This is a genomic window from Teichococcus vastitatis (assembly GCF_003604215.1).
Classification (GTDB): domain Bacteria; phylum Pseudomonadota; class Alphaproteobacteria; order Acetobacterales; family Acetobacteraceae; genus Pseudoroseomonas; species Pseudoroseomonas vastitatis.
In genome coordinates, this window is sequence record NZ_QXGS01000044.1 from 1 (window position 1) to 20,413 (window position 20,413).

Sequence of the window (20,413 nt, forward strand, 5' to 3'; positions counted from 1 at the left end):
GTCAGGCCAGAAGCGAATCACCATCTCCGCCGCGCAGGAAATCACACCAGAGTCAGTTCATCCGCTCGACGGTATAACGGCAGGTTGGAGAAACCGCCTGCCAAAGGCATGATTAGCCGCTTGCACGTCCGGAGCTGGGTGCGTCACTCATGATCATGGAAAGCTGACAAGGGTTGAACGGTTTCGTCCGCTCGTCTTGGAGTGGTACAAAACCTTGTCCGCGACCGCGATCAACTCAAGCGGAGATTTCCCGCTTGATTTCCGCCGGCGACGCGTAGGCAAAGGCTTCCATGGCCAGCATCGCAGCCAGTACCACGGCGAAACTGCCGATCAGCAACACGCGGATGGAAAAGTTCTTCATGGCGTTGCCCTATATCGGCTGTCGATCGACCGGGCTTGGACCTACTCAGCGGCCGCCGCGGTACCTCAAGGCGCAAGCGTTGTGAACATTGACTATTCGTCAACTCCATTTGCGCTGCGAGCTTGTTTGAGTTGGCCACGACCGCTACTCGGCCGCCGTGAGTCCCCTTAGCGGTTGGCGAGGCGCTACAAGCAGTTGGACAGCAGTGAATACAGGGGTTTAGATGGGATAGGCACCTGGAGTGGGTGGCCCTATGCGGACAAATAACCAGTCAAGGCCCTGCCCCGACCCCTAATGTCTCATGAACATGTATCGCCGACCGGAGGTGTTTTCCTGATCCGGCTGCGGCGCGAAACGCTCCGACCTGTCCGGGAACTTCCGGCCCGTGTCAGACGCGCCGACGCAGGGTCAGGTTGGCGGCGAGAAGGGCGAGACCACGAGAGACCGGTCAACCCGCACGGAAAATGCTTCTCTGGATGCACCAGCATCTCGGGTCGGCGGCGGAGACGAGGCCTCCTATCTGCCAGATCTCCTCGTCCTCCTGCGCGTCCTCGCCGGACAGCATCGTCGCGGCTCTCTCCGGTCCCGGCACCGACTCATCGTGGAGGTGATCGTGATGTCGGCTCTGGTGAAGGCAGCGTCGTTGTGCGAAAGCCGAAGCTAGCTGACGATTGCGATCTGCTGCGGATCCAACTCCAGCCAGACCTCCTCGCCGACCTCATGCACCTGGCGTGGTGGCGCGGCGACGCGCAACTGGAGCCCGCTGTGCTGCGGGCGCACCACATAGTCCCAGGATTCTCCCAGATAGGTCCGCTGGGCTACTGTGGCTGGCAGAACCGGCCAACCCTCGCGCAACTCCGGCTGGTGGCGGGAGAGAGACATGGCCTGCGGACGCACAGAAAGCAGGATCGGCTGCGCCGCGTCGGGCATCCTCTGGCCGAGCTGGGCCGGGCGAAGGGTAAAGCCGTCCAACCCGATCTCGTCATTCTTGGTGAGCCGACCCTCCAGCAGGTTGGTGCGGCCGATGAAGGCGGCGACGAAGCGGGTGCGCGGTTGGGTATAGATCAGATGTGGCGCGTCCACCTGCTCGATGCGGCCGGCATTCATCACCGCGATTCGGTCAGCAGTTGCCATGGCCTCCGCCTGATCATGTGTGACGTAAACGGTCGTGATGCGAAACTCGTCATGCAGGCGGCGTATCTCGAATCGCATCTCCTCGCGCAGATTGGCATCGAGGTTGGAGAGCGGTTCATCCAGCAGCAGCACGGCCGGCTTGACGACGATGGCGCGGGCCAATGCCACGCGCTGCTGCTGGCCGCCGGACAGTTCGGCCGGGTAGCGATCGGCGAGATGGCCCATCTGCACCACCTCCAGAATCTGCTTCGTAAGGGCGCGAACTTCGGCGGCAGGAAGCTTCTGCAGCTTCAGGCCGAAGCCGACATTCTCGGCCACCGTCATGTTCGGCCAGATGGCATAGCTCTGAAAGATCATCGACATGCGCCGGCGCTCCGGCGGCAGCACCGCGCCGGGCGCGGAAAGCACCTCGCCATTCATGCTGATGCTGCCGGCCGTGGGCTCGACGAAGCCGGCGATCATGCGGAGGGTCGTGGTCTTGCCGCAGCCCGATGGGCCAAGCAGGCAGACAAACTCACCCTCCTGCAGTGTCAGGTCGACATCATCCACCACCCGGACCGGCCCATAGGCCTTGCTGAGGCCCTTCAGCACCAAACGGGACATCGGTTTCAATTCCTTCGTAGCATGAAATCACGCCCGGCCAGCTTCATGCCGATGGCAACCAGGATCAGGGTGATGGCCAGCAACAACCCGCCAAAGGCCGCGAGCACCTCGAAATTCCCGGCTTCGCTCAGGTCGTAGAGCAGCACCGACATGGTGCGGGTGCGTGGCCCCACCAGGAAGACCGCGGCCGAGAGCTCCCGCGAGGCAACGATGAAGACGATCAGCCACCCGCCGATGAGGCTGCGGATGATCAGGGGAGCGGTAATGCGGCGGATGGTCAGCAGGCGTCCGCCTCCCAGGATGCGCGAAGCTTCTTCCATCTCCGGGTGCACCGCGCGCACCGCGGCGGCCGAGTTGGCAAAGGCGATCGGAAGGAAGCGGGCCGTGAAGGCCAGGATAATGATCAGGGCCGTTCCGTAAAGCGCGATCGGCGGAGCCGCGTAGGCGGCATAGAAGCCAATGGCCATGACAATGCCTGGGATGACGAACGGCGCCATCGCCAGAAAGGCCAGGACTGAGCCGAAGGGCACCAGCCTGCGCGCCACGATGTATGCGACCAACACGGCGATCACCACGGCCGCCGTCGCCGATGCAGCGGAGAACCACAGGGTGTTCCAGATGGAAGGCAGCGCCATCTCGTGCCGGAACAGCAGATAGCCGTAATTCCCCAGCGTCAGATTGTCCCAGGCGAGGCCCCGCCCCCAGGCCTTGGCGAAGGAGGCCTGCAGCAGCACGGTGAGCGGCATCAGCACGGCCAGGAGGCCGACAAAGCCGCAATAGCCCAGCACGGCCCAGCGCCAGTGACCCAGCTTGATCGGCCGCCGCTCGCCGCCCTTGCCTGTCTGCGAGACAAAGCCCTTGCGCGCCAGCAGCAGCTTCTGCACGGTGATCATGCCGATGGTGATCAGCAGCAGCGGCATGGCATAGGCAGCCGCCACCTCAACGCGCACCGGGTATTCGAAGAATTGCCAGAGCTGCGTGGTGACAACGTTGATGCGCGCCGGAATGCCGATGATGGCCGGCGTGCCGAACAGGGCCACCGTCTCCAGAAAGACCACGATGATGCCGCCCAGCACGGCAGGCCAGACCAGCGGCAGGGTCACGATGCGCGTTGTTGTCCAGGTGCCCGCACCGAGGATGTTGGCGGCGTCCTCCATCTCAGAGGAGATCAGGTCCAGCGCCGACTTCACGAAGATGAAGATCAACGGAAAGGAGTGCAGCGAGATGACCAGCGCCAGGCCGAAGAAGCTGTAGACGTTCACCAGCGGCGCCTGCAGCCCGGTCAGCCACGTCCAGGCCAGGTTGATGAAGCCGGAGTTCGGCCCCGCCAGCAGGATCCATCCCACCGCGCCCAGATAGGGCGGCATGATGAAGGCGCCCATCACCATGGCCCAGGTGAGGCCCTTCCCCGGCATGTCCGTGCGCGACACCGCCCAGGCCAGTGGCACGGCGAAGACCACCGAAAGCAGGGAGGAAAGCGCGCCCAGCATCAGCGAATTGCCGAGCGCCTCCAGGTAGCGTGCCCGTCCGTAGGCGGTCACGTAGTTGGACAGGGTGAATGCGCCGGTTCCCCGCTGCTCGAAGCTGACCACCAGCAGCTTGCCGATGGGCACGGCGACGAGGAACAGCAATGCCGCGACCAGCAGGATCCAGAGCATGTTGGACGGTTCAAGATAGCGCAGGCGGCGCAGCAATCCCGGCCGCCGCGCTTCCTCCGTGGCGGATTTGGTCAGGACCGCGACGTGATCGTTCATGCGGGAAGCGCTCCCTCGTACTCTGGAAGACGGTTCAAACGCCGAAGGTATCGCGCCAGAGCTCCTTGACCTCTTGCCCGTCGCGCTCAAGTTCCGCCGGATCGGCGGAGATCATCGCCACTTCATCCAACGGACGGGAGCCGGGCGGCGGAGCCACCTCGGGGCGCAGGGACTCGCTGAAGAAGGGGCGCGTCACCTCGTAATAGGTCGGGCTAGTCACGAACTCCATGAACAGCTTCGCCGCGCTGGGGTGCGGCGCGTTCTTCAGGGCGCCGCTCGGCGCCGGCACCATCAGCGTGCCATCCGTCGGATAGATCAGCTTGATCGGATTGCCCCGCGAGATCGACAGGAGGGTGGTGGCCGACGGGATGGCCGCGCCGACGGTCCGTTCCCCCGCATTCAGCAGGGTTACCGGGTCGGCGCTGGAGCGGCCGATCTGCGGCTGGTTCTTCTCCAGTGCTTTGAAGTACTCCCAGCCATAGAGCTTGCGCATGGCCAGGCACCAGGAGGTGATGGCGCCGCTGTAGCCGGGATGGCCCACGGCGATCTTTCCGCGCCATTTCGGTTCCAGCAGGTCCTTCCAGCTGGCGGGTGCATCGGCTTCCGACACCTGGTCCGTGCGTCGTCCCATCAGAAAGAGGCCGAGATAGGTAACTTGGAAGTATCCGTCCGGATCGCCGGCCTGTTTCGCCGCCTTGATCAGCCCTTCGGCATTTCGCGGCCTGTAGGGCATCAGCCGGTCCTCCTGCTTCAGGAACGCGGCGTGGCTGTGATCGGTGGAACTGAATACGTCGCACTGCGCGACACCGGCCCGCATGTCCTGCGACAGGCGCTGAAAGGCAACCTGCGAGGTGCTGCGCACGACATTGACGGTGATGCCGGGATAGCGTTCGGTGAAGCCGCGCCCGATAGCTTCCGAGGGCTCCGCCTGATACTGCCCCGTGTACCAGGTGACCTGCCCCTCCGTTTTCGCGGCCTCATAGAGTTCCTTCTCGTGTGGCCGCATCTCAGCCGCCCGCGCCACGCCGAACCGCGCGGCCGCGCTTCCGGCGGCCATTCCCAGCAGCAGGCGCCTGTTGATGTTCAACATATCTGGTTTCCTCCCTCGGCGATGCGGGGTGGTGGCTCTCATGGCCACGCTTGCCCCAGTGGGTCGGCGCGCCGGATCAGCGGCCGGCAAAGACCGGGACGCGCTTTTCCCGAAAGGCCTGGCGGCCCTCCGAATAATCGGCGCTGTTGAAGCAGGCTCGGTTCAGTTGCTCCACCAGCGCCGGGTCACGTGCCGCGGGATCGCCGGCGATCTGGTCGATGGCCACCTTGGAAGCCTCGACCGAGAGCGGTGCATTGCGCGCGATATCAAGTGCCAGAGTGGTGACGACCTCCTGCAGCTGCGCGGCCGGCACCACTCGGTTCACCAGGCGACAGGCCAGCGCCTCGGCCGCGTCGAACTGGCGCCCGGTGAACAGGATTTCCTTGGCAATGGCCGGACCCGCCAGCGCGACCAGACGCTCCAGGCTCTGCTGGCCATAGGCGATGCCGAGCCGGGCGGCGGGGATCCCAAAGCGGCTGTCATCCGAGGCGATGCGCAGGTCGGCCATGAGCGCAACGGCGTAGCCGCCACCGATACAGAATCCCTGGATCATCGCGATCAACGGCTTCCGAAGGGCCTCCATTTTGCGGCGGGCGGCACCGCTTCGGCGTCCATAGGCCTCCTGTGCGTCGGCATCAGCGCGAACCTGATCAAATTCGCTGATATCAGCGCCGGAAGCAAACGCTTTTCCACCTGCACCGTGCATCACCACGACGCGCACCGCGTCGTCGGCAGCAAAGTCGTCCATCGCGGCGGCGATGGCATCCCACATGGCCAGGGAGATGGCGTTGCGCTTCTCTGGCTGGTTGATGGTCAACCAGCCGATGCCGTCCCGCTTGCGCGCCAGGATCTTCGGGCCGGCCTCAGGCGAAATGGGGATATCCATCACTGGCCAGCTCCTGCTGCAATACGAGCTTCGTTCACGCGCGTCAGGAGGAACCAGGTTCCGCATGGACGCTCTGCTGCGCAGCGCGCCCAAAGCTTCACGGGCGGCGCTTGCATCGCGCTGTTCACGTGGCTGACCGCTTCTCTCCTCGTAATGAATTCTTGTCACCGGCGGCAGGCAATGTAAACAATAAACACCTTGCTACCTCAAGATGGCCGGAACATGCAGCGCCGCCAGAGCAGCACCCGACCGGGAATGCCGGTGTCCGGAACAGGCACGGTGGCTGAACTGCGCCAGCGTATCGCCTCGCGGGAGTCCCTGGGCCGCAGCGTGCAGGCCGCGCTTGAGCAGATGATCGAGACCGGCGCGCTGGAGCCAGGCGCGCGGTTGAACGAGATGGAGTTGGCCGCCCGACTCGGCGTCAGCCGAGGCCCAGTGCGGGAGGCGGCGCGCGCGTTGGAGCGCACGGGGCTCGTCACCGTTATCCTCAACCGCGGCGCCTTTGTGCGGAGCCTCGACATCAAGGAGGTTCTGCAGATCTACGACATGAACGCCGTGTTGTTCGGCCATGCCGCCGCGTTGCTCGCGCGCAGCATCACCAAAGCGCAAGATGCCGAGCTGAGGGTCATCGTGGCGCGCATGGACGAAGCCGTCGAGGCAGGCCGGCGTGAGGCGTTCTTCGCCGTCAACGTGCTGTTCCATCAGCAGCTTGTCGAGTTCTGTGGCAACCATCCGCTGCGTGACGTCTACCTCGAACACACGCGCAAGCTTCTGGTGCTCCGCCGACGCTCCTTCGATGTGGTGGGCAATATGCAAGCGGCCAATCATGAACACCACCGTCTGCTGGAAGCCATCCTATCCGGCCGGACGGAGCAGGCGCGCCGTCATGCGGAGGTGCATACGCGGGCAGGCCAGGCGCGCTACCTCAGTTCCGTCGCGCATGTCAGCGCGGCGGCGGACAACCGGACAATGCCGGGCGAAAGGAACCATCATGCTGACGATCGAGAGGATCGGCGTTGATATCGGGCGGCGCATGCGTCTGGAGGACGCCATCGAATGGGCGGCAGAGAACCAGGTCCGCTACATCGACATTCAGCTCGACACCGGCCCGAACAAGGTCGACAGTTTCGACGATGCCCGTGCGGCGGCGATCCGCGATCAGGCGGAGCGGCGAGGAGTGATACTCGGGCTGCACACGCTCTCGGCCGTCAATGTAGCGGAATACTCGCCGTTTCTATCAGATGCGGTGGACGCCTACATGCGCGCCTATATCGAAGTTGCGCCGAAGCTCGGGGCCGAATGGATCGTGGTACATGCCGGCTATCACTTCACCGCCGATGTGAAGCCGCGCATGGAGGCAGGGCTGGCGCGGTTGCAGCGCATGGTTGAGCACGCCGAGAAGCATGGCGCATTGCTGCTGTTGGAGAACCTGAACAAGGAGCCGGCGGATGCAGAAGTTCACTATCTCGCGCATACAATCGAGGAATGGCGCTACTACCACGACCGCATTCACTCGCCAGCCTTCGCGCTGTCCTTCACTGCCAATCATGCGCATCTGATGCCTGACGGCTTGGAAGGTTTTGTCGAAGCCATTCCGCTCGATCGTGTCCGTGAGGTGCGGCTGGCGGACTGCTTCCGCAACGGGCATGAGCAGCACCTGCTTCCCGGCCAGGGCGATTTCGACTTCGGCGCCATGTTCTCCCTGCTGGAGGGCAAGGGCTTCGAGGGACACTATATGAACGCTTTCGGCACTCTGGCAGACATGCAGAAGGCGCGGCATGACATGCTGCGGATGGCGCGGGACGCCGGCCTTCCGACGTCCTGAAGCGGCCGTGTTCGTGAAGCGGCCGGCGACCAGAACAGGTTTCTGTGCTGATGAAGCCATTTGTGGGCGTGCTGGCCATGGCTCAACAGATGGACACGGCGGCAGCATGAGGACTTTCTTTATCTGCCCTGATCCGCGGAACGCCGAACGAGGTCCGACTCTGCGATGGTGCCCTTCCGGGTTTCCCAGCGGTCGATTATGCCGGCTTTTGGAAAAGCCTGGTTGACGGAGGCCCATGAAAGCTCGGCATCTCGCATCGTTGTCAGCGCAGTCAACGTCCTGTGATCTTCAGCTTTCTGGTGCAAGGCGGGTTCGCGAGAACCTCCTCTCCCGGCCGGCATGAAAGAATCAGATCGCGTCAGTTCGATCAGCTTCCAGACCTTGCTGGGTCGCCGATCGTGGTGATCACGGCGGAACCTGTTGCGCGGCGGCAATCTCGGCTAGCCCTCCAGCCGCACGCCGGCCTCCTTGGCGACCTTCCGCCATTTGCTGATCTCATCCCGGATGAAGCTTGCGAACTGCTCCGGTGAGCCTGGATCGGCGAAGCCGCCCAGTTCTGCCATGCGGCCGGCCACCACTGGGTCGCGCAGGATGGCCACGGCATCGGCATTGATCCGGCGGATGATCTTGGGTGGCGTTGCCGCCGGCGCCACCAGTCCAGACCAGCCCAGCGCCTCGTAGCCTGTCAAACCTGCCTCGGCCACCGTCGCCGTGCTCGCCAATTGTGGCGGACGCGCGCGGCCGGTGGTGGCAACCGCCCGTGCGCGGCCGGACTGCACCTGTGGCAAGGCGCTGGCCAGGCTGTCCATCATCAGCGGCACGTTGCCGGCGATCAGGTCGGCCATGGCCGGACCGCTGCCGCGGTATGGCACATGGGTCAGGCGGACGCCGGCCCGATGAGCCAGCATTTCCATCGCCATGTGCTGCGCCGTGCCCGGCCCGGCGGACGCATAGTTCAGGGCCCCGGGCCTCTCCCGAGCCCGGTCCAGCACGGTGGGCAGATCGTCCAGTCCCGCGCCGGGATGCGCCACGAGAACCAGCGGCAGGGTGAAGATGTTGGTGACGGCGGCGAAGTCACGCTCCGCGTCATAAGGCAGGTTCGGTACCAGGGAGGGGTTCACGCCCAGCGTCCCGGAGGTGCCCACAACCAATGTATATCCGTCCGGCGCGGCACGCGCGCCCGCCTCCATGCCCAGCGCCCCTGCCCCACCGGAGCGGTTTTCCACCACCACTCGCTGTGGCCAGCGCTTCGACAGCTCATCGGCCATCAGCCGCCCAAAAATGTCGGCCGCCTGCCCAGGCGGGAACGGCACGATGAACCGTACCGGCCGATCCGGGTACAGGGCGGCGGCGTCAGGCTGGGCGCGGACCAGCGAAGGAGTAGTCAGAAGGGTCGAAGCTGCGGCCAAAAGGGCCCGGCGGTTGCTGGACATCATGGTTCCTCTCCCTGAGACCGCGGCTTCGTGCCGCATGTCATTCTGCCTGCGATCAGCCGATCTTGCTTGACGCAGCCATCCTGTCATCCTCAACAATGCATACGCAAAGGGATTCGCTGGCAGCCGCGACGATCGGCATGGAGAGGATGGAATTGGATCAGGACGCGGCTCAGCGGCGACGATGCACCGGCATTGCCGGCCGCCACGCCACCACGGCGGCGGAACTGGCGCACGCACGGCTGAAGACCCTCATCCTGGACAATGGGCTGCCCCCAGGGTCGCAGTGTCTGGAAAGCGAGCTGGCCCTGCGGCTCGGCTTGTCCCGCACCCCGATAAGGGAGGCGCTGGTTCGGCTGCAGCAGGATGGGCTGGTTGCCATCACCCCCCGGCATGGCATGCGGGTATTGCCGCTAATTGCCGCCGATATGCGCGAGATCTATGAGGTGCTGACCAGCCTGGAGCCGATGGCAGCCGAATTGTTGGCACGTCGTCCCGATCCGTCCGCAGGTCTGGAGCCGCTAGAGGCAGCCTGTTCCGCCATGGAACGCGCCATAGCGGCACGGGAACAGCTCGCCTGGGCCCGCGCCGACGAGGCCTTCCACCTCGGCCTCGCGGAGCTGTGCGGCAACCGGCGTCTGGCCGGCATGGTGATGCAGGTCTGGGAACAATCGCACCGGGCGCGGATCTTTACGCTGCAGCAGCGGCCTCTGCCCACCCGCAGTACCACCGAGCACCGCCACGTGCTGCGGGCGATCGCTGCCGGCGATGCGGAGCGGGCGCGGGAATTGTATCGGCGGCATCGCCGCCGCAGTGGTGGCGAACTGGTGTCCATCATCGAACGGAGTGGCGTGGCATGGCTGTGAGCAGCAACACGGTGCGCGTCGCGCTGATGCCCGGAGACGGGATTGGAACGGAGGTCACCAACGCCTGTCTGGCCGTGCTGGAGCCGCTGGCGCGCCGACATGGCCTCGGGCTACGCTTCGACACCTTGCGGGCCGGGGCCATGGCCTATCGCGACACCGGCAGCGCCATGGATGAGGACACCTTCAAGAGTGCCGCAACCGCGGACGCGATCCTGCTCGGCGCCATGGGCTGGCCGGGCATCCGCTACCCTGATGGCACCGAAATCGCGCCGCAGCTCGACCTGCGCTTCCGGCTCGGCCTCTACGCCGGGGTGCGACCGATTCGCACCCTGCCCGGCGTGCCTCCGGTTCTGGCCGATCCGCGTGCAGCGCAGATCGACCTGGTGATCCTGCGCGAGAGCACGGAGGGGCTGTTCGCCGCCCGTGGTCGCGGTGAAGTCATCGACGATCGGGAGGCACGCGACACCATGGTGATCACCCGCGCCACGACAGAGCGCTTGTCGGACTTTGCATTTGATCTGGCCCGGCGCAGGGCCGAGCAGCAGGGCAGGCGCGGTCTGGTGACGCTGGTGGACAAGGCCAACGTGTTCACCGGCTTCGCCTTCATGCGCAAAGTGTTCCACGAGGTCGCCCGGCGCCACCCGGATGTGGAGGCGGCACATCACTACATCGACGCCATGGCGCTCGACATGATCCGTCGTCCGTGGGATTTCGACGTGCTGCCGACGGAGAATATGTTCGGCGACATCCTCTCGGATCTCGGCGCGGGACTGATCGGTGGCATGGGCTTCGCACCGTCGGCCGACATCGGCGAACACCACGCCGTGTTCCAGCCGAGCCACGGCACGGCACCGGACATCGCCGGCAAGGGCCTCGCCAACCCGACCGCCATGCTGCTCTCCGCCGCCATGATGCTGGAGTGGCTGGCCGGACGCGGGGCGGGCGCAGGATGGGCGGAGGCAGCGGCCGAACTGCAGGCCGCCGTGGACGCAGCCTTTGCGGCGGGCTTGCGCACGCCTGACATCAAAGGTGACGCTGGAACATCAGATGCCGTCAAGGCGGTGATCGAGCACCTTGGGTTCACGCCTCGATAATCGTCGCCATCAACGTCCGAGGCGTTGTTGAGATGGGGGCAAATCGGAGCAACCGCGTGTTCGGAGACATGCCAGCCGGCTCGCGCTTCAGTGTTCGCCTCTCCTTTCCTTACCTCTGGTTGCTGAATTGCGCGGCAAAATCTCGAATAGAGCCGATGATGACGCCATGGATCTGCTGTCCGTTGTCTGCAGCCAGGCCATGGGTGCAGATCAGATGATCGACAGTCCTGTCGTCAGAGGTGCGATGGGCGGGAATAAGACCGCGTTCGGCCGTGCTGGCAGTACCCGACCTGATGTTCCTCCGGAACTATGCGCAAGATGATACCATTGGACTTCCTACCTCAATCAATGCGTATTCTGGCCATGCGGTTCTTACGACCCGTGACCGCAGGGGGCCGGATATACGCAGCCAGAAGTGGCAGATCCACCGAGTGAAGCTAGGCATCGGGGATCAGGATTACTGACTTGGGTTCACACAATCGGCCAGGCCATGGCCCACCCGGTCCGCTTCATGTTGGTGGTAGCCGCAGGCCTAGAGAACGATGTGATCCGTGTCGAGGCCAGCACAAACGTCAGTACGGTTTCCTAAGGCGGAAGTGGTTTGCCGCGCAGCGGCTCGGTAGCTGCTCGATGAGCCAACAACAAGCCGGCCGTGCACAATGGGCGATATCGAAATTCGTGGCGCCATTCGGCTGGCGCCAAAAACAAGGCAACCAGATGCGAGACGCCGGGCGCTACGCTCAATGGCGTGGCTCGCCCGCCACCATCCGGCACCTTCAGCCAACACAGGCAGCGCATTGGAGGACAGGCAGAAGCCGGACACGAGTTCGTTGACGCATAAAATAGCGATATCATATACAATATAGAATAGTTTGGGTTAAGTGCGTGGCAAACCGCCCTGGAACGGGGTGGACCCAAGGCATGGACGGGAGGAACGAACAATGACATCGCCACTTGCGGGCGTTCGAGTGCTAGACACCTCGCAGGTGATGGCCGGTGCGATCGGCTCTAGGTTGCTGGCCGATCCAGTTATGGAAGTGACTCCTTGGGCTTGGCCGAGTTCAGGAGCGAGATCAACGACGCTGCGTGGGAAATCAAAATCAGCGTGTGCAGGGCGGCGACTGGTGCCATCTCGGTGAGAGCGGTGGGCGACGCTGACGGCTGGATGATCGATGGCGGCCTCAACAGTGCCGCTGTTTCCAATCCCCGCGCTGCCATGCCGGATGCGCATTTCGATCTGGCAGGTAGCCAGACGTTCGGCACCCCTCTATCGATGCACGAGCCAATGAAATTGGCGCCGCCGTGAGTTCGATGGTCACCAAGCAGATGGTCCTCCTCTCGGAGGTCGTGCATATGTCGGGATCGCTCGTGAACGACTTCCCGCTCACGGTCGCGGAGCGCGCCTCTATAGACAGGTCGAGATCATCAGACAGGTCGAGATCATCACCCGCTGAGCAACCTGGAGCACTCTGCTCGCCTCGGCTGATGCCAAGGAGTACCCCTTGGTGATGACGGCGGGGAACTCGCCTGAGATCGGGACCCTCGTCCAGGATCCCTATGGAAGCACCGATTCCGGTGGTTGTTTTTCCTCGCATCGGCCTGCCTCCCATGATTGGTGCAGGGCAGCAGATTTAGCGGCACGGCATAGCCGTCGTGATCAGGGAGGGGCGCCAATGGTTTCCATCCGGTCGGAGCCGTTCATGTTCCCTGACGGGGCGAGCACACAGGGAGGAGAACGCAGATCATGACCGACGCAACCAGCCAGCCGCGAATCGGGTTCATTGGCATCGGCATCATGGGTGAAGCCATGGTGCGGCGGCTACTGGATCTCGGCTTTCCCGTGAAGGTGTGGAATTTGGAGCCGGAGCGGTTGCAGACGGTGCTGCCGCATGGCGCCACCCCGGCCAGCAGCCCAGCCGAAGTTGCCGCCTCAAGCGATATCGTGATGTTATGCGTGCTTCACATGCAAGCTGTGGAGCAATGCGTTCTCGGCGAGAACGGGGTTGCTGCGGCTGGCCCAGGTCCCTCGTTGGTGATTGACTTCTCCACAGCTGATCCAGAAGGAACCCGTCATGTCGCCGCGAAGCTGAAGGAGGCAACCGGCGCCGGCTGGATCGACGCCCCAGTATCCGGCGGCCCTCAACTCGCGCGCACAGGCCAGATGACGGTGATGGCCGGCGGCAGCGAGGAGGACTTCGCGAGCGCGAAGCCGATCATCGAGCAGATGGCCGGGAACCTCACGCTGATGGGCCCTGTCGGAGCAGGACAGATAACCAAGATCATCAACCAGGCCATCGTCGGTACGGGCTACGTCGTGATGGCGGAGGCACTCATGCTAGCCGAGGCTGCGGGGATCGATGCTGCCCGTCTGCCGCAATGCCTGGCCGGCGGCCACGCAGATTCAAGCCTGTTGCAGAGATTATATCCGCAGATGCAGCAGCGGGCCTTCGAGCCGCCCTCGTCTTACGCTCGCCAGCTCCTCAAGGATCTGAAGGCGGTATCAGCCTTTGCGCAGGGGCTGGGCCTTGATCTCAAGGTGATCGAACAAGGTGTGCAGCGGTACAAGGACTACGTGGCACTGGGTCACGAGATGTCCGACTCCGCGGCGGTCGTGAAGCTCTATGAGCATGACGCGGCGACACGCGGCAAAACCCGATGATGCCCCTCCCCCGTCCCCGGGCGGTGATTGATGCCCATCATCATGTCTGGGATCTCGCGAACGACCTGCCCTGGCTGAAGCATGAGCGGATTCCGTTTCGATATGGCGACTATTCCGAGATCTGCCGAGACTATATGCCGGCGGATTACCGGCGCGACACGGGTGGTTGGTCAGTGGTCGGCTCGGTCTACGTCGAGGCCGAGTGGAACCGGGCGCTAGCAGCGGAGGAGCCGCACTGGGTCGGGCGGATCGCAGCCGAGCACGGCCTTCCGTCAGCGGTGGTGGCTTGGTGCGATTTCGCTTCTGTCGAGGCTGAAGCACTGCTGGCGTCCCATGCGTCGGCCCCGATCGTCCGCGGGGTGCGTCATAAGCCGGCCGCGGCGGCCTCAGCCGGTGAAGCGCGGCGAGGTCTGTCCGGCTCCATGGACGATCCTGATTGGCGCCGCGGCTACGCGCTGATGGAGCGCCACGGTTTCTCCTACGACCTGCAGACACCATGGTGGCATCTCGACGCTGCGGCGGATCTGGCTCGGGATTTTCCCCGCACGCAATTGATCGTCAATCACACGGGCCTGCCGGCAGACCGCAGCCCGGAGGGTCTCGCCGGTTGGCGCAGGGCGCTCGAAACGGTTGCCGCTCAGCCTAACACGGCGATCAAGATCTCCGGTATCGGCAGCTCCGGACAACCCTGGTCGGTCCAAGCCAACGGCCTGGTGATCCGGGACGCGATCGCGATATTCGGCGCCGAGCGCTGCATGTTCGCCAGCAATTTTCCCGTCGATCGCCTCGTCGGCGATTTCGACACGATCTATTCGGGCTTTCTGATCGCGACCGCGGATCGGACCGAGGCGGAGAGGAACAGCCTGTTTCACGACAACGCGGTGCGGTTCTACCGCTTGCAGGAAGCAGTCTGACCGCAGATCCCAAGCCACAAGAAAGTAAAGAAGGAGGAACACGATGAACAAGCGGCAGATATTCAAGACACTCGCCGGAGTCCTGGGACTCACGCTCAGCCTGGCCGCGCCGGCAACCGCGCAGATGACGATCCGCTACGCTCACGTCGGCTCCGAGGGCGACATTCAGCACTGGTACGCTGAGGAGTTCGCCAAGCGGGTGGAGAAGCGCACGGAAGGCCGCATCAAGATCCAGGTGTTTCCGAACTCGCAGTTGGGCGGTGCGTCAGAAACCATTGACGGCGTCCGGTCCGGCGCGATCCCGATGGCCCATCACGAATTCGGCTCACTGACCCGGCTCCTGCCCGAGATCGGCGCCTTCGCTGCGCCCTTCATCTATCGCGACGGCACCCACGCCATGGCCGCGACCGACCCGAACAGGTCGGAAGTGATGAAGGAGGTTTCAGACAGGCTGGTGAAGCAGGCCAATATCCGTGTGATCGGCCGCCTCTACCGCGGCGCACGCCAGATGACTGCGAAGATGGCGATCTACTCGCCGGTGGACCTCAAGGACAAGCGCTTCCGTGGCGTTCCACTGCCGCTCTGGACCACCATGATCAAGGGCATGGGTGCTATCCCTACACCCGTCGAGGTGGCGGAGCTGCCAACTGCGCTGATGACCGGAATGGTGATCGGGCAGGAGAACCCGCTGACGATGATCAATGCCAACAAGCTTTATGAGGTACAATCGCACGCGATGCTGACGAGCCACATGCAGAACGTGCTGCCCGTCTTCATCAATGAGCGCACTTGGCAATCCGTGCCCGAGAAGGACCGCGCCATCCTCGGGAAAGTCGCAGCCGAGGTCGGCGAAGAGACGCTGAAGCTGGGTCTTGAGGCCGAGGTCAAGCTGATCGATGAGCTGAAGAAGAAGGGCATGACCTTCATCACCGAGAAGGAAGGGCTCAAGGTCGATGAGTTCCGCAAGTCGGTCAATGCTCAGGTCAACGCGGACTTCCCGAGCTGGAAGCCGCTGATGGAACGCATCGCCGCCGTGCAGTGACCATAAGGAGCCGGGGGCCAGCCTCGGCTCTTCGTCTCTGGCAAGAGCAAGAACCCATCGCCTGCGAGGCCGCCGTGCACAATCATGATGTTGCTGTCGAAGCGCCGCAAAGCGCCGCTGCCATTGACAGCCGCACCTACGCGCTCGACCGCGCTGTGGAACCGCTGCGCTGGATCTTCCGCTGGGGAAGTCTCGCGATGTTGGTGGCGATGGTCTCGCTGCCCTTCATCCAGGTGGTCGCACGCGAGATCTTCGGCATGCCGATCATCGGCGTCGAGGAACTCGCCCGCTTCATGCTGATCTGTTCGGTCTTTCTTGCTGTTCCCTACGTCGTCTCGGCGGGCGCGAGCATCAAAATGGAAGAAATCCTCGCCATGCTTCCGGCTCGTGTCATCCATGGGCTGAAGCTGGCCGCAGCGGCGATCTCCACCGCGACCTTCGCGGCAATGGTGGCGGCCAGCATGATCGCGATCGGCACCAACCTCGACAATGCCACGCCGACGCTGGGTATACCGTATTGGATCTTCCTGGGCGCGGCCGTGGTCAGCTTCTCGATGACAACCCTGGAATGTGCGATCCAGTTCTTCAAGGCCGTACAGGGCATGCCGCTCTACGTCACGTTTCCGCAGGAGCAGGAGCCCGCGGAAGAGCTCGATCTACCCGAAGACATGCGCCCGCACTGAAGGCACCGCATCATGGCAATCACCATCATCCTCGCCTTCATGGCGCTCTTCATCCTGGGTGTCCCGGTCGTGGTCGCGATTGCGGTACCGGCCTTGATCTACGTGCTTGTCTCGGGCTTTCCGCTCGAACTGATGGCGCAGCGCATGACCTATGCGCTCGATTCCTTCCCGCTCGTCGCTGTTCCGGTTTTCATTTTCGTGGGCAGCCTGATGAACCAAGCCGGCATCACGAGCCACATCTACAAATTCGCGCATACGCTTGGCGGGCGCGTCCCCGGCGGCCTCGCGCAGGTCAATGTCATCGGCTCACTGGTGTTCTCTGGCACCTCGGGCGCGGCACTCGCCGACATCGGCGGGCTCGGCCGCATCGAGATCCGGGCGATGACGCGGGCCGGCTTCAGTCGCGCCTACTCCGCCGCGATTACCGGCGCGTCGGCCGTGGTGGGCCCCATTTTCCCGCCCTCCATTCCGCTCATCATCTATGGCTCGGCGACGAGCGTCTCGATCGTGCAGCTGCTGGTCGGGGGCATCATGCCGGCGCTGCTCTATACGGCTCTGCTGATGAGCACGGTTGCTTGGCTCGCCCACAGGCACAACCATCCGCGCTCCAAGCACTGGCCCACCATCCAGCAGCTGTGGTCCAGCTTTGTGCCGGCGCTCCCGGCTCTGCTTACGCCGCTTCTGCTTGTCGGCGGCATGCTGCAGGGCCTGTTCACGCCAACCGAGGCCGCCTCGATCACGGTTGCCTACATCCTGTTCATCACCGTGGTCTTCTACGGCGGCATCACCTGGGAGCGGATGCGCTTCGCGCTTTTCGACACGGTCAAGACGACCTCTGCGGTCTTGATCATCGTCTCGGCCGCTGCGCTGTTTGGCTGGGTGATGACGGTGGAACAGCTGCCGCAGATGTTCACGCGCAGCCTGCTGTCAATCTCGACCGATCCGCTCATGCTGCTGCTCATCGTCAACGTGCTGCTCCTGATCGTTGGCATGTTCCTCGACTCTACGACGGCAACATTGCTCGTCGCCCCGCTGGTTTCGGCACCGCTCGTCATGGCCGGCGTTGACCCGGTTCATCTCGGAATCATCTTCGTGTTCAACCTGATGATCGGCCTGCTGACGCCGCCATTGGGTTTGGCGCTTTTCCTGCTCTCCGATATCGCCAAGGTGTCGATGTGGGCAGTGTTGCGGGCCACGGCGCCGTTCTACCTGCCCCTCTTTGTTTCCCTCTTCATCATCACAATGTGGCCTCAGCTCACGCTCTGGCTGCCGACCCTGCTGCGCTAAGGACCACGTCCTCGCTGTTGAATCGGGGATGCCAAGCTGTTTCTCGGGGTGGCTTGGTCTTCCCGGCGAACAGTTCCGATGTCTGGCCTGTTTGTGCCTGTACTGTCAGGCAACAGATGACTGTTGCGCGCCTCCGCTGGTCGCCCGCGGATCCCTGTACGGAAGCCAGAGGACGACAGCCGATCAAGGATCTCCGTTGAAAACGGTCATCGCAGCCGTTGTTCGATCGTAGGTGCCCGAACCTTGCCGGCTCCTGCGGCTCTGACGCATCGCCTCAGCTGGCGGAAATGGGCGGCAGCGCGCCGATCCGCAAGGAGTATTCGGATCATGCCGGTGTTACCTTGAAGGCAAGCAGGCGTGCTTGTGAGGCAGCACGAAGGAGAACGGATAGGCCCTGCATCGACCAAACCGGAGCCTTCCGGCTCGCCACTCGCAGTGTGGAGCGCCTTGGCTGGGAAGTCATGTCATTCGCCGAGTCCAGCGTGCCCGGGCCGAGCATCCCGGCGAAATTTCTTGTGCTGACGTGGCCGACCGGCGTCCGCCGCATGAGCGCCAGGAAATTGCCGTTCCACACGGAGCCCATTCTCCGGTCCGTCAATTATCTGACCCAAGCGGCAGGGAAGGCCTCGACGGAAACGGCGATGGGCTCCGCCAGTCAGCGATGCGCTCAGACGCGGAGGGCCTGGGCAAGGATGAGGCCGGCAAGGCGAGCGGTGGCAAGAAGGCGGTCCAGGCCGTGCCCGCTGCGGGCCTTGGCGGAAAGGCCGGCCATGGTGGTCTCGATATAATTGGTCACCTGATCGGCCTCCTCCGGATGGCGGGCGGCAATGAAGCGGCGGATGGTGTCAATCGCGGCGCGATCCATGGCGCGGGCCGCATCGCGCGCCTCGGGATCGTTGCAGCGGGTGCCTTCCAGCGTGAGGCAGCCGGCGGCGGCGGGATCGGCAGCGTAGTTGCGGGCGGCGGCTTCCAACAAGGCGGCGAGGCATTCCGCCACAGGACGGTTCGGGCGCAGGATCTCGGATAACGGAATGGCTCCGGCGCAGCTGTAGCGGTCCAGGACACGGGCGTAGAGGCCGGCCTTGCTGCCGAAGGCGGCGTAGAAGCTGGGCGGGTTGATCCCGAGCGCCTCAGTGAGGTCGGCGACGCTGGCCGCATCGTAGCCGCGGGCATGGAAGAGGCGCTGGTCAATGGCAACACCCTCCTCCGGGTTGAAGCGGCGGGGACGGCCGCGAGGCCGAGCGCTATTTGTAGTCATCGATACAAAATGCCTTGACGAGGCTCTTCAGGAGTTCATTGTAGCAACCACTACATCAAACCTCAAAAAGGGCCTGATGGCTGGTTTTCAAGGCAAGTCTATTCTCGTGCTCGGCGGCAGCCGAGGGATCGGGGCGGCGATCGTGCGGCGCTTCGCGGCGGAGGGCGCGGGGGTGACCTTCACCTATGCCGGCTCGGAGGAGGCAGCGGAGCGGCTGGCAGCCGAGACGGAAACCCGTGCCGTGAGAACGGACAGCGCCGACCGCGACGCGGTGATCGCGCGGGTGCGCGACAGCGGCGCACTCAACGTGCTGGTGGTGAATGCCGGTGTGGCCATCTTTGGCGACCCGCTGGAGCAGGACCCGAATGCGGTGGATCGGCTGATCCGCATCAACGTGCATGCGCCCTACCATGCCTCGGTGGAGGCGGCTCGGCGCATGCCGGAGGGCGGGCGGATCATCGTGATCGGCTCCGTCAACGGGGACTGCGTGCCCTTCCCCGGCTTGTCGGCCTACTCCATGAGCAAATCGGCGCTGCAGGGCATGGCGCGGGGGCTGGCGCGGGACTTCGCGCCGCGGGGAATCACGGTAAATGTCGTGCAGCCCGGCCCCATCGACACGGACATGAATCCGGTGGATGGACCGCTGAAGGACATCGTCTACCCCCACATGGCCATTCAGCGGCATGGCCGGGCGGAGGATGTGGCGGGGATGGTGGCCTGGCTGGCGGGGCCGGAGGCGAGCTTCGCGACCGGGGCGATGCACACGATCGACGGAGGCTTCGGCGCCTGAACGGATGGTACGGGGTGACCGGGTTGCCGGCACCCTGACTGCGTTCTGGTGGCTCCCTTTGACCCTTTGCGGCCGGACATCCGAAACGGCGGCAAACCATTGCCACAGTTCGTCGAGGTCCATACTGCAATCCAGCCTGCTGGCCGCGACGGTGCCGATGCGCTGCGGCGGAACCTGCATGCTGGAAGCAGATCCGGAGTCAGGGGACCTGCCGAACATCCCGTGGAAGGAAACCGATCCTCGAGGTACTGCTGCACCCGGCTCCTGTACCGAAGCCGCGACGCCCTCAGCGCAGGTTCTGCCGCATGAAGGGCTTCCGCAGCATCATCACCGCTTCGACAAGGTAGCCACCCACTGTCCCGCGGCCGTCCATTCATCGTCATCGTCATCGTCATCGTCATCGTCATCGTCATCGTCAGCGACGGGTCACGAGTTCCGATGGTGCTCAGGGGGAGACATGTTGTGAGAAGATCGACTGAGGCTGGCCCGCGCGACACAGCGGCTGCGGCATCCGGCCCTGGCATCCCGTCATTCTAGAGCCGGCCAAGTCATTCCGCTCTGAACGCTCTGCACCCGGCAGGCTGGTCCAAGCCACGCGGGGCTCCCCGGCCTGCCCTTGAAGCGCCGCGAGGCGCGGGCGATGAGGTGAGGCTGAAACTAGTGTCCTGATCGCGAAATTCCTCCGATCGTCTGGGAGCGAAGGCAGAAGCGCTGGATGGCGGCGAGAATGTCGT

General features: G+C 64.0%; 18 protein-coding genes. 11 read left to right on the forward strand and 7 right to left on the reverse strand.

Annotated features, from left to right (window positions below):
* Positions 1-235 precede the first annotated feature (235 nt).
* The 5 genes from D2K64_RS26000 to D2K64_RS20715 form a co-directional block, all read right to left on the reverse strand.
* A complete protein-coding gene (locus D2K64_RS26000) occupies positions 236-361 on the reverse strand; it encodes a hypothetical protein (protein ID WP_274379319.1) in 126 nt (41 codons plus the stop codon).
* Between the two features lie 660 nt (positions 362-1,021).
* Complete coding sequence (locus D2K64_RS20700) at positions 1,022-2,098, reverse strand: ABC transporter ATP-binding protein (protein ID WP_120010276.1); 1,077 nt, start codon at positions 2,096-2,098, stop codon at positions 1,022-1,024.
* Positions 2,099-2,103: 5 nt separating this feature from the next.
* A complete protein-coding gene (locus tag D2K64_RS20705) occupies positions 2,104-3,852 on the reverse strand; it encodes an ABC transporter permease (RefSeq protein ID WP_120010277.1) in 1,749 nt (582 codons plus the stop codon).
* A gap of 34 nt (positions 3,853-3,886) precedes the next feature.
* Complete coding sequence (locus tag D2K64_RS20710) at positions 3,887-5,032, reverse strand: ABC transporter substrate-binding protein (protein ID WP_238384342.1); 1,146 nt, start codon at positions 5,030-5,032, stop codon at positions 3,887-3,889.
* Positions 5,019-5,828 (reverse strand): enoyl-CoA hydratase, encoded by an 810-nt coding sequence (locus tag D2K64_RS20715; protein ID WP_120010279.1) that lies wholly within the window; start codon positions 5,826-5,828, stop codon positions 5,019-5,021. The genes D2K64_RS20710 and D2K64_RS20715 overlap by 14 nt, the downstream gene beginning before the upstream one ends.
* Before the next feature lie 222 nt (positions 5,829-6,050).
* Here D2K64_RS20715 and D2K64_RS26005 point away from each other — a divergent pair, with 222 nt between their 5' ends.
* Both D2K64_RS26005 and D2K64_RS20725 read left to right on the forward strand, forming a co-directional pair.
* Positions 6,051-6,848 carry a GntR family transcriptional regulator gene (locus D2K64_RS26005; protein ID WP_120010280.1) on the forward strand — a complete coding sequence of 266 codons (798 nt, stop codon included), beginning with the start codon at positions 6,051-6,053 and terminating at the stop codon, positions 6,846-6,848.
* Positions 6,820-7,653 (forward strand): sugar phosphate isomerase/epimerase family protein, encoded by an 834-nt coding sequence (locus D2K64_RS20725; RefSeq protein ID WP_120010281.1) that lies wholly within the window; start codon positions 6,820-6,822, stop codon positions 7,651-7,653. The genes D2K64_RS26005 and D2K64_RS20725 overlap by 29 nt, the downstream gene beginning before the upstream one ends.
* 440 nt (positions 7,654-8,093) lie before the next feature.
* On the opposite strand, the gene D2K64_RS20730 is transcribed toward D2K64_RS20725, so the two are convergent.
* Entirely contained in the window at positions 8,094-9,089 is a 996-nt protein-coding gene (locus D2K64_RS20730; RefSeq protein ID WP_120010282.1) for a tripartite tricarboxylate transporter substrate binding protein, read from the reverse strand.
* Positions 9,090-9,235: 146 nt separating this feature from the next.
* On the opposite strand from D2K64_RS20730, the gene D2K64_RS20735 reads away from it, so the two are divergent.
* The 8 genes from D2K64_RS20735 (at position 9,236) to D2K64_RS20770 (ending at position 17,631) form a co-directional block, all read left to right on the forward strand.
* Positions 9,236-9,952: a GntR family transcriptional regulator gene (locus D2K64_RS20735; RefSeq protein WP_120010283.1), complete on the forward strand. Its 717-nt coding sequence runs from the start codon at positions 9,236-9,238 to the stop codon at positions 9,950-9,952.
* The gene (locus tag D2K64_RS20740; protein ID WP_120010284.1) at positions 9,943-11,046 is read left to right on the forward strand and encodes an isocitrate/isopropylmalate dehydrogenase family protein; all 1,104 of its coding nucleotides are present in this window, start codon (positions 9,943-9,945) and stop codon (positions 11,044-11,046) included. Before D2K64_RS20735 ends, D2K64_RS20740 begins: the two co-directional genes overlap by 10 nt.
* Positions 11,047-12,091: 1,045 nt before the next feature.
* Positions 12,092-12,352 (forward strand): hypothetical protein, encoded by a 261-nt coding sequence (locus D2K64_RS20745; RefSeq protein ID WP_120010285.1) that lies wholly within the window; start codon positions 12,092-12,094, stop codon positions 12,350-12,352.
* 435 nt (positions 12,353-12,787) lie between these two features.
* Positions 12,788-13,705: an NAD(P)-dependent oxidoreductase gene (locus D2K64_RS20750; RefSeq protein WP_367617043.1), complete on the forward strand. Its 918-nt coding sequence runs from the start codon at positions 12,788-12,790 to the stop codon at positions 13,703-13,705.
* Positions 13,702-14,619, forward strand: a complete 918-nt coding sequence (locus D2K64_RS20755; RefSeq protein ID WP_120010287.1) for an amidohydrolase family protein — start codon at positions 13,702-13,704, stop codon at positions 14,617-14,619. The genes D2K64_RS20750 and D2K64_RS20755 overlap by 4 nt, the downstream gene beginning before the upstream one ends.
* Before the next feature lie 43 nt (positions 14,620-14,662).
* The gene (locus D2K64_RS20760) at positions 14,663-15,661 is read left to right on the forward strand and encodes a TRAP transporter substrate-binding protein (RefSeq protein ID WP_120010288.1); all 999 of its coding nucleotides are present in this window, start codon (positions 14,663-14,665) and stop codon (positions 15,659-15,661) included.
* Between the two features lie 74 nt (positions 15,662-15,735).
* Positions 15,736-16,344: a TRAP transporter small permease gene (locus D2K64_RS20765; protein WP_120010289.1), complete on the forward strand. Its 609-nt coding sequence runs from the start codon at positions 15,736-15,738 to the stop codon at positions 16,342-16,344.
* 12 nt (positions 16,345-16,356) lie between these two features.
* Positions 16,357-17,631, forward strand: coding sequence for a TRAP transporter large permease (locus D2K64_RS20770; RefSeq protein WP_120010290.1), 1,275 nt, complete (start codon positions 16,357-16,359; stop codon positions 17,629-17,631).
* Positions 17,632-18,298: 667 nt separating this feature from the next.
* On the opposite strand, the gene D2K64_RS20775 is transcribed toward D2K64_RS20770, so the two are convergent.
* Positions 18,299-18,889, reverse strand: coding sequence for a helix-turn-helix domain-containing protein (locus D2K64_RS20775; RefSeq protein WP_120010291.1), 591 nt, complete (start codon positions 18,887-18,889; stop codon positions 18,299-18,301).
* A 76-nt stretch (positions 18,890-18,965) separates the two neighbouring features.
* Here D2K64_RS20775 and bdcA point away from each other — a divergent pair, with 76 nt between their 5' ends.
* Positions 18,966-19,679, forward strand: coding sequence for an SDR family oxidoreductase (gene bdcA, locus D2K64_RS20780; RefSeq protein WP_120010292.1), 714 nt, complete (start codon positions 18,966-18,968; stop codon positions 19,677-19,679).
* Positions 19,680-20,413: the final 734 nt, after the last annotated feature.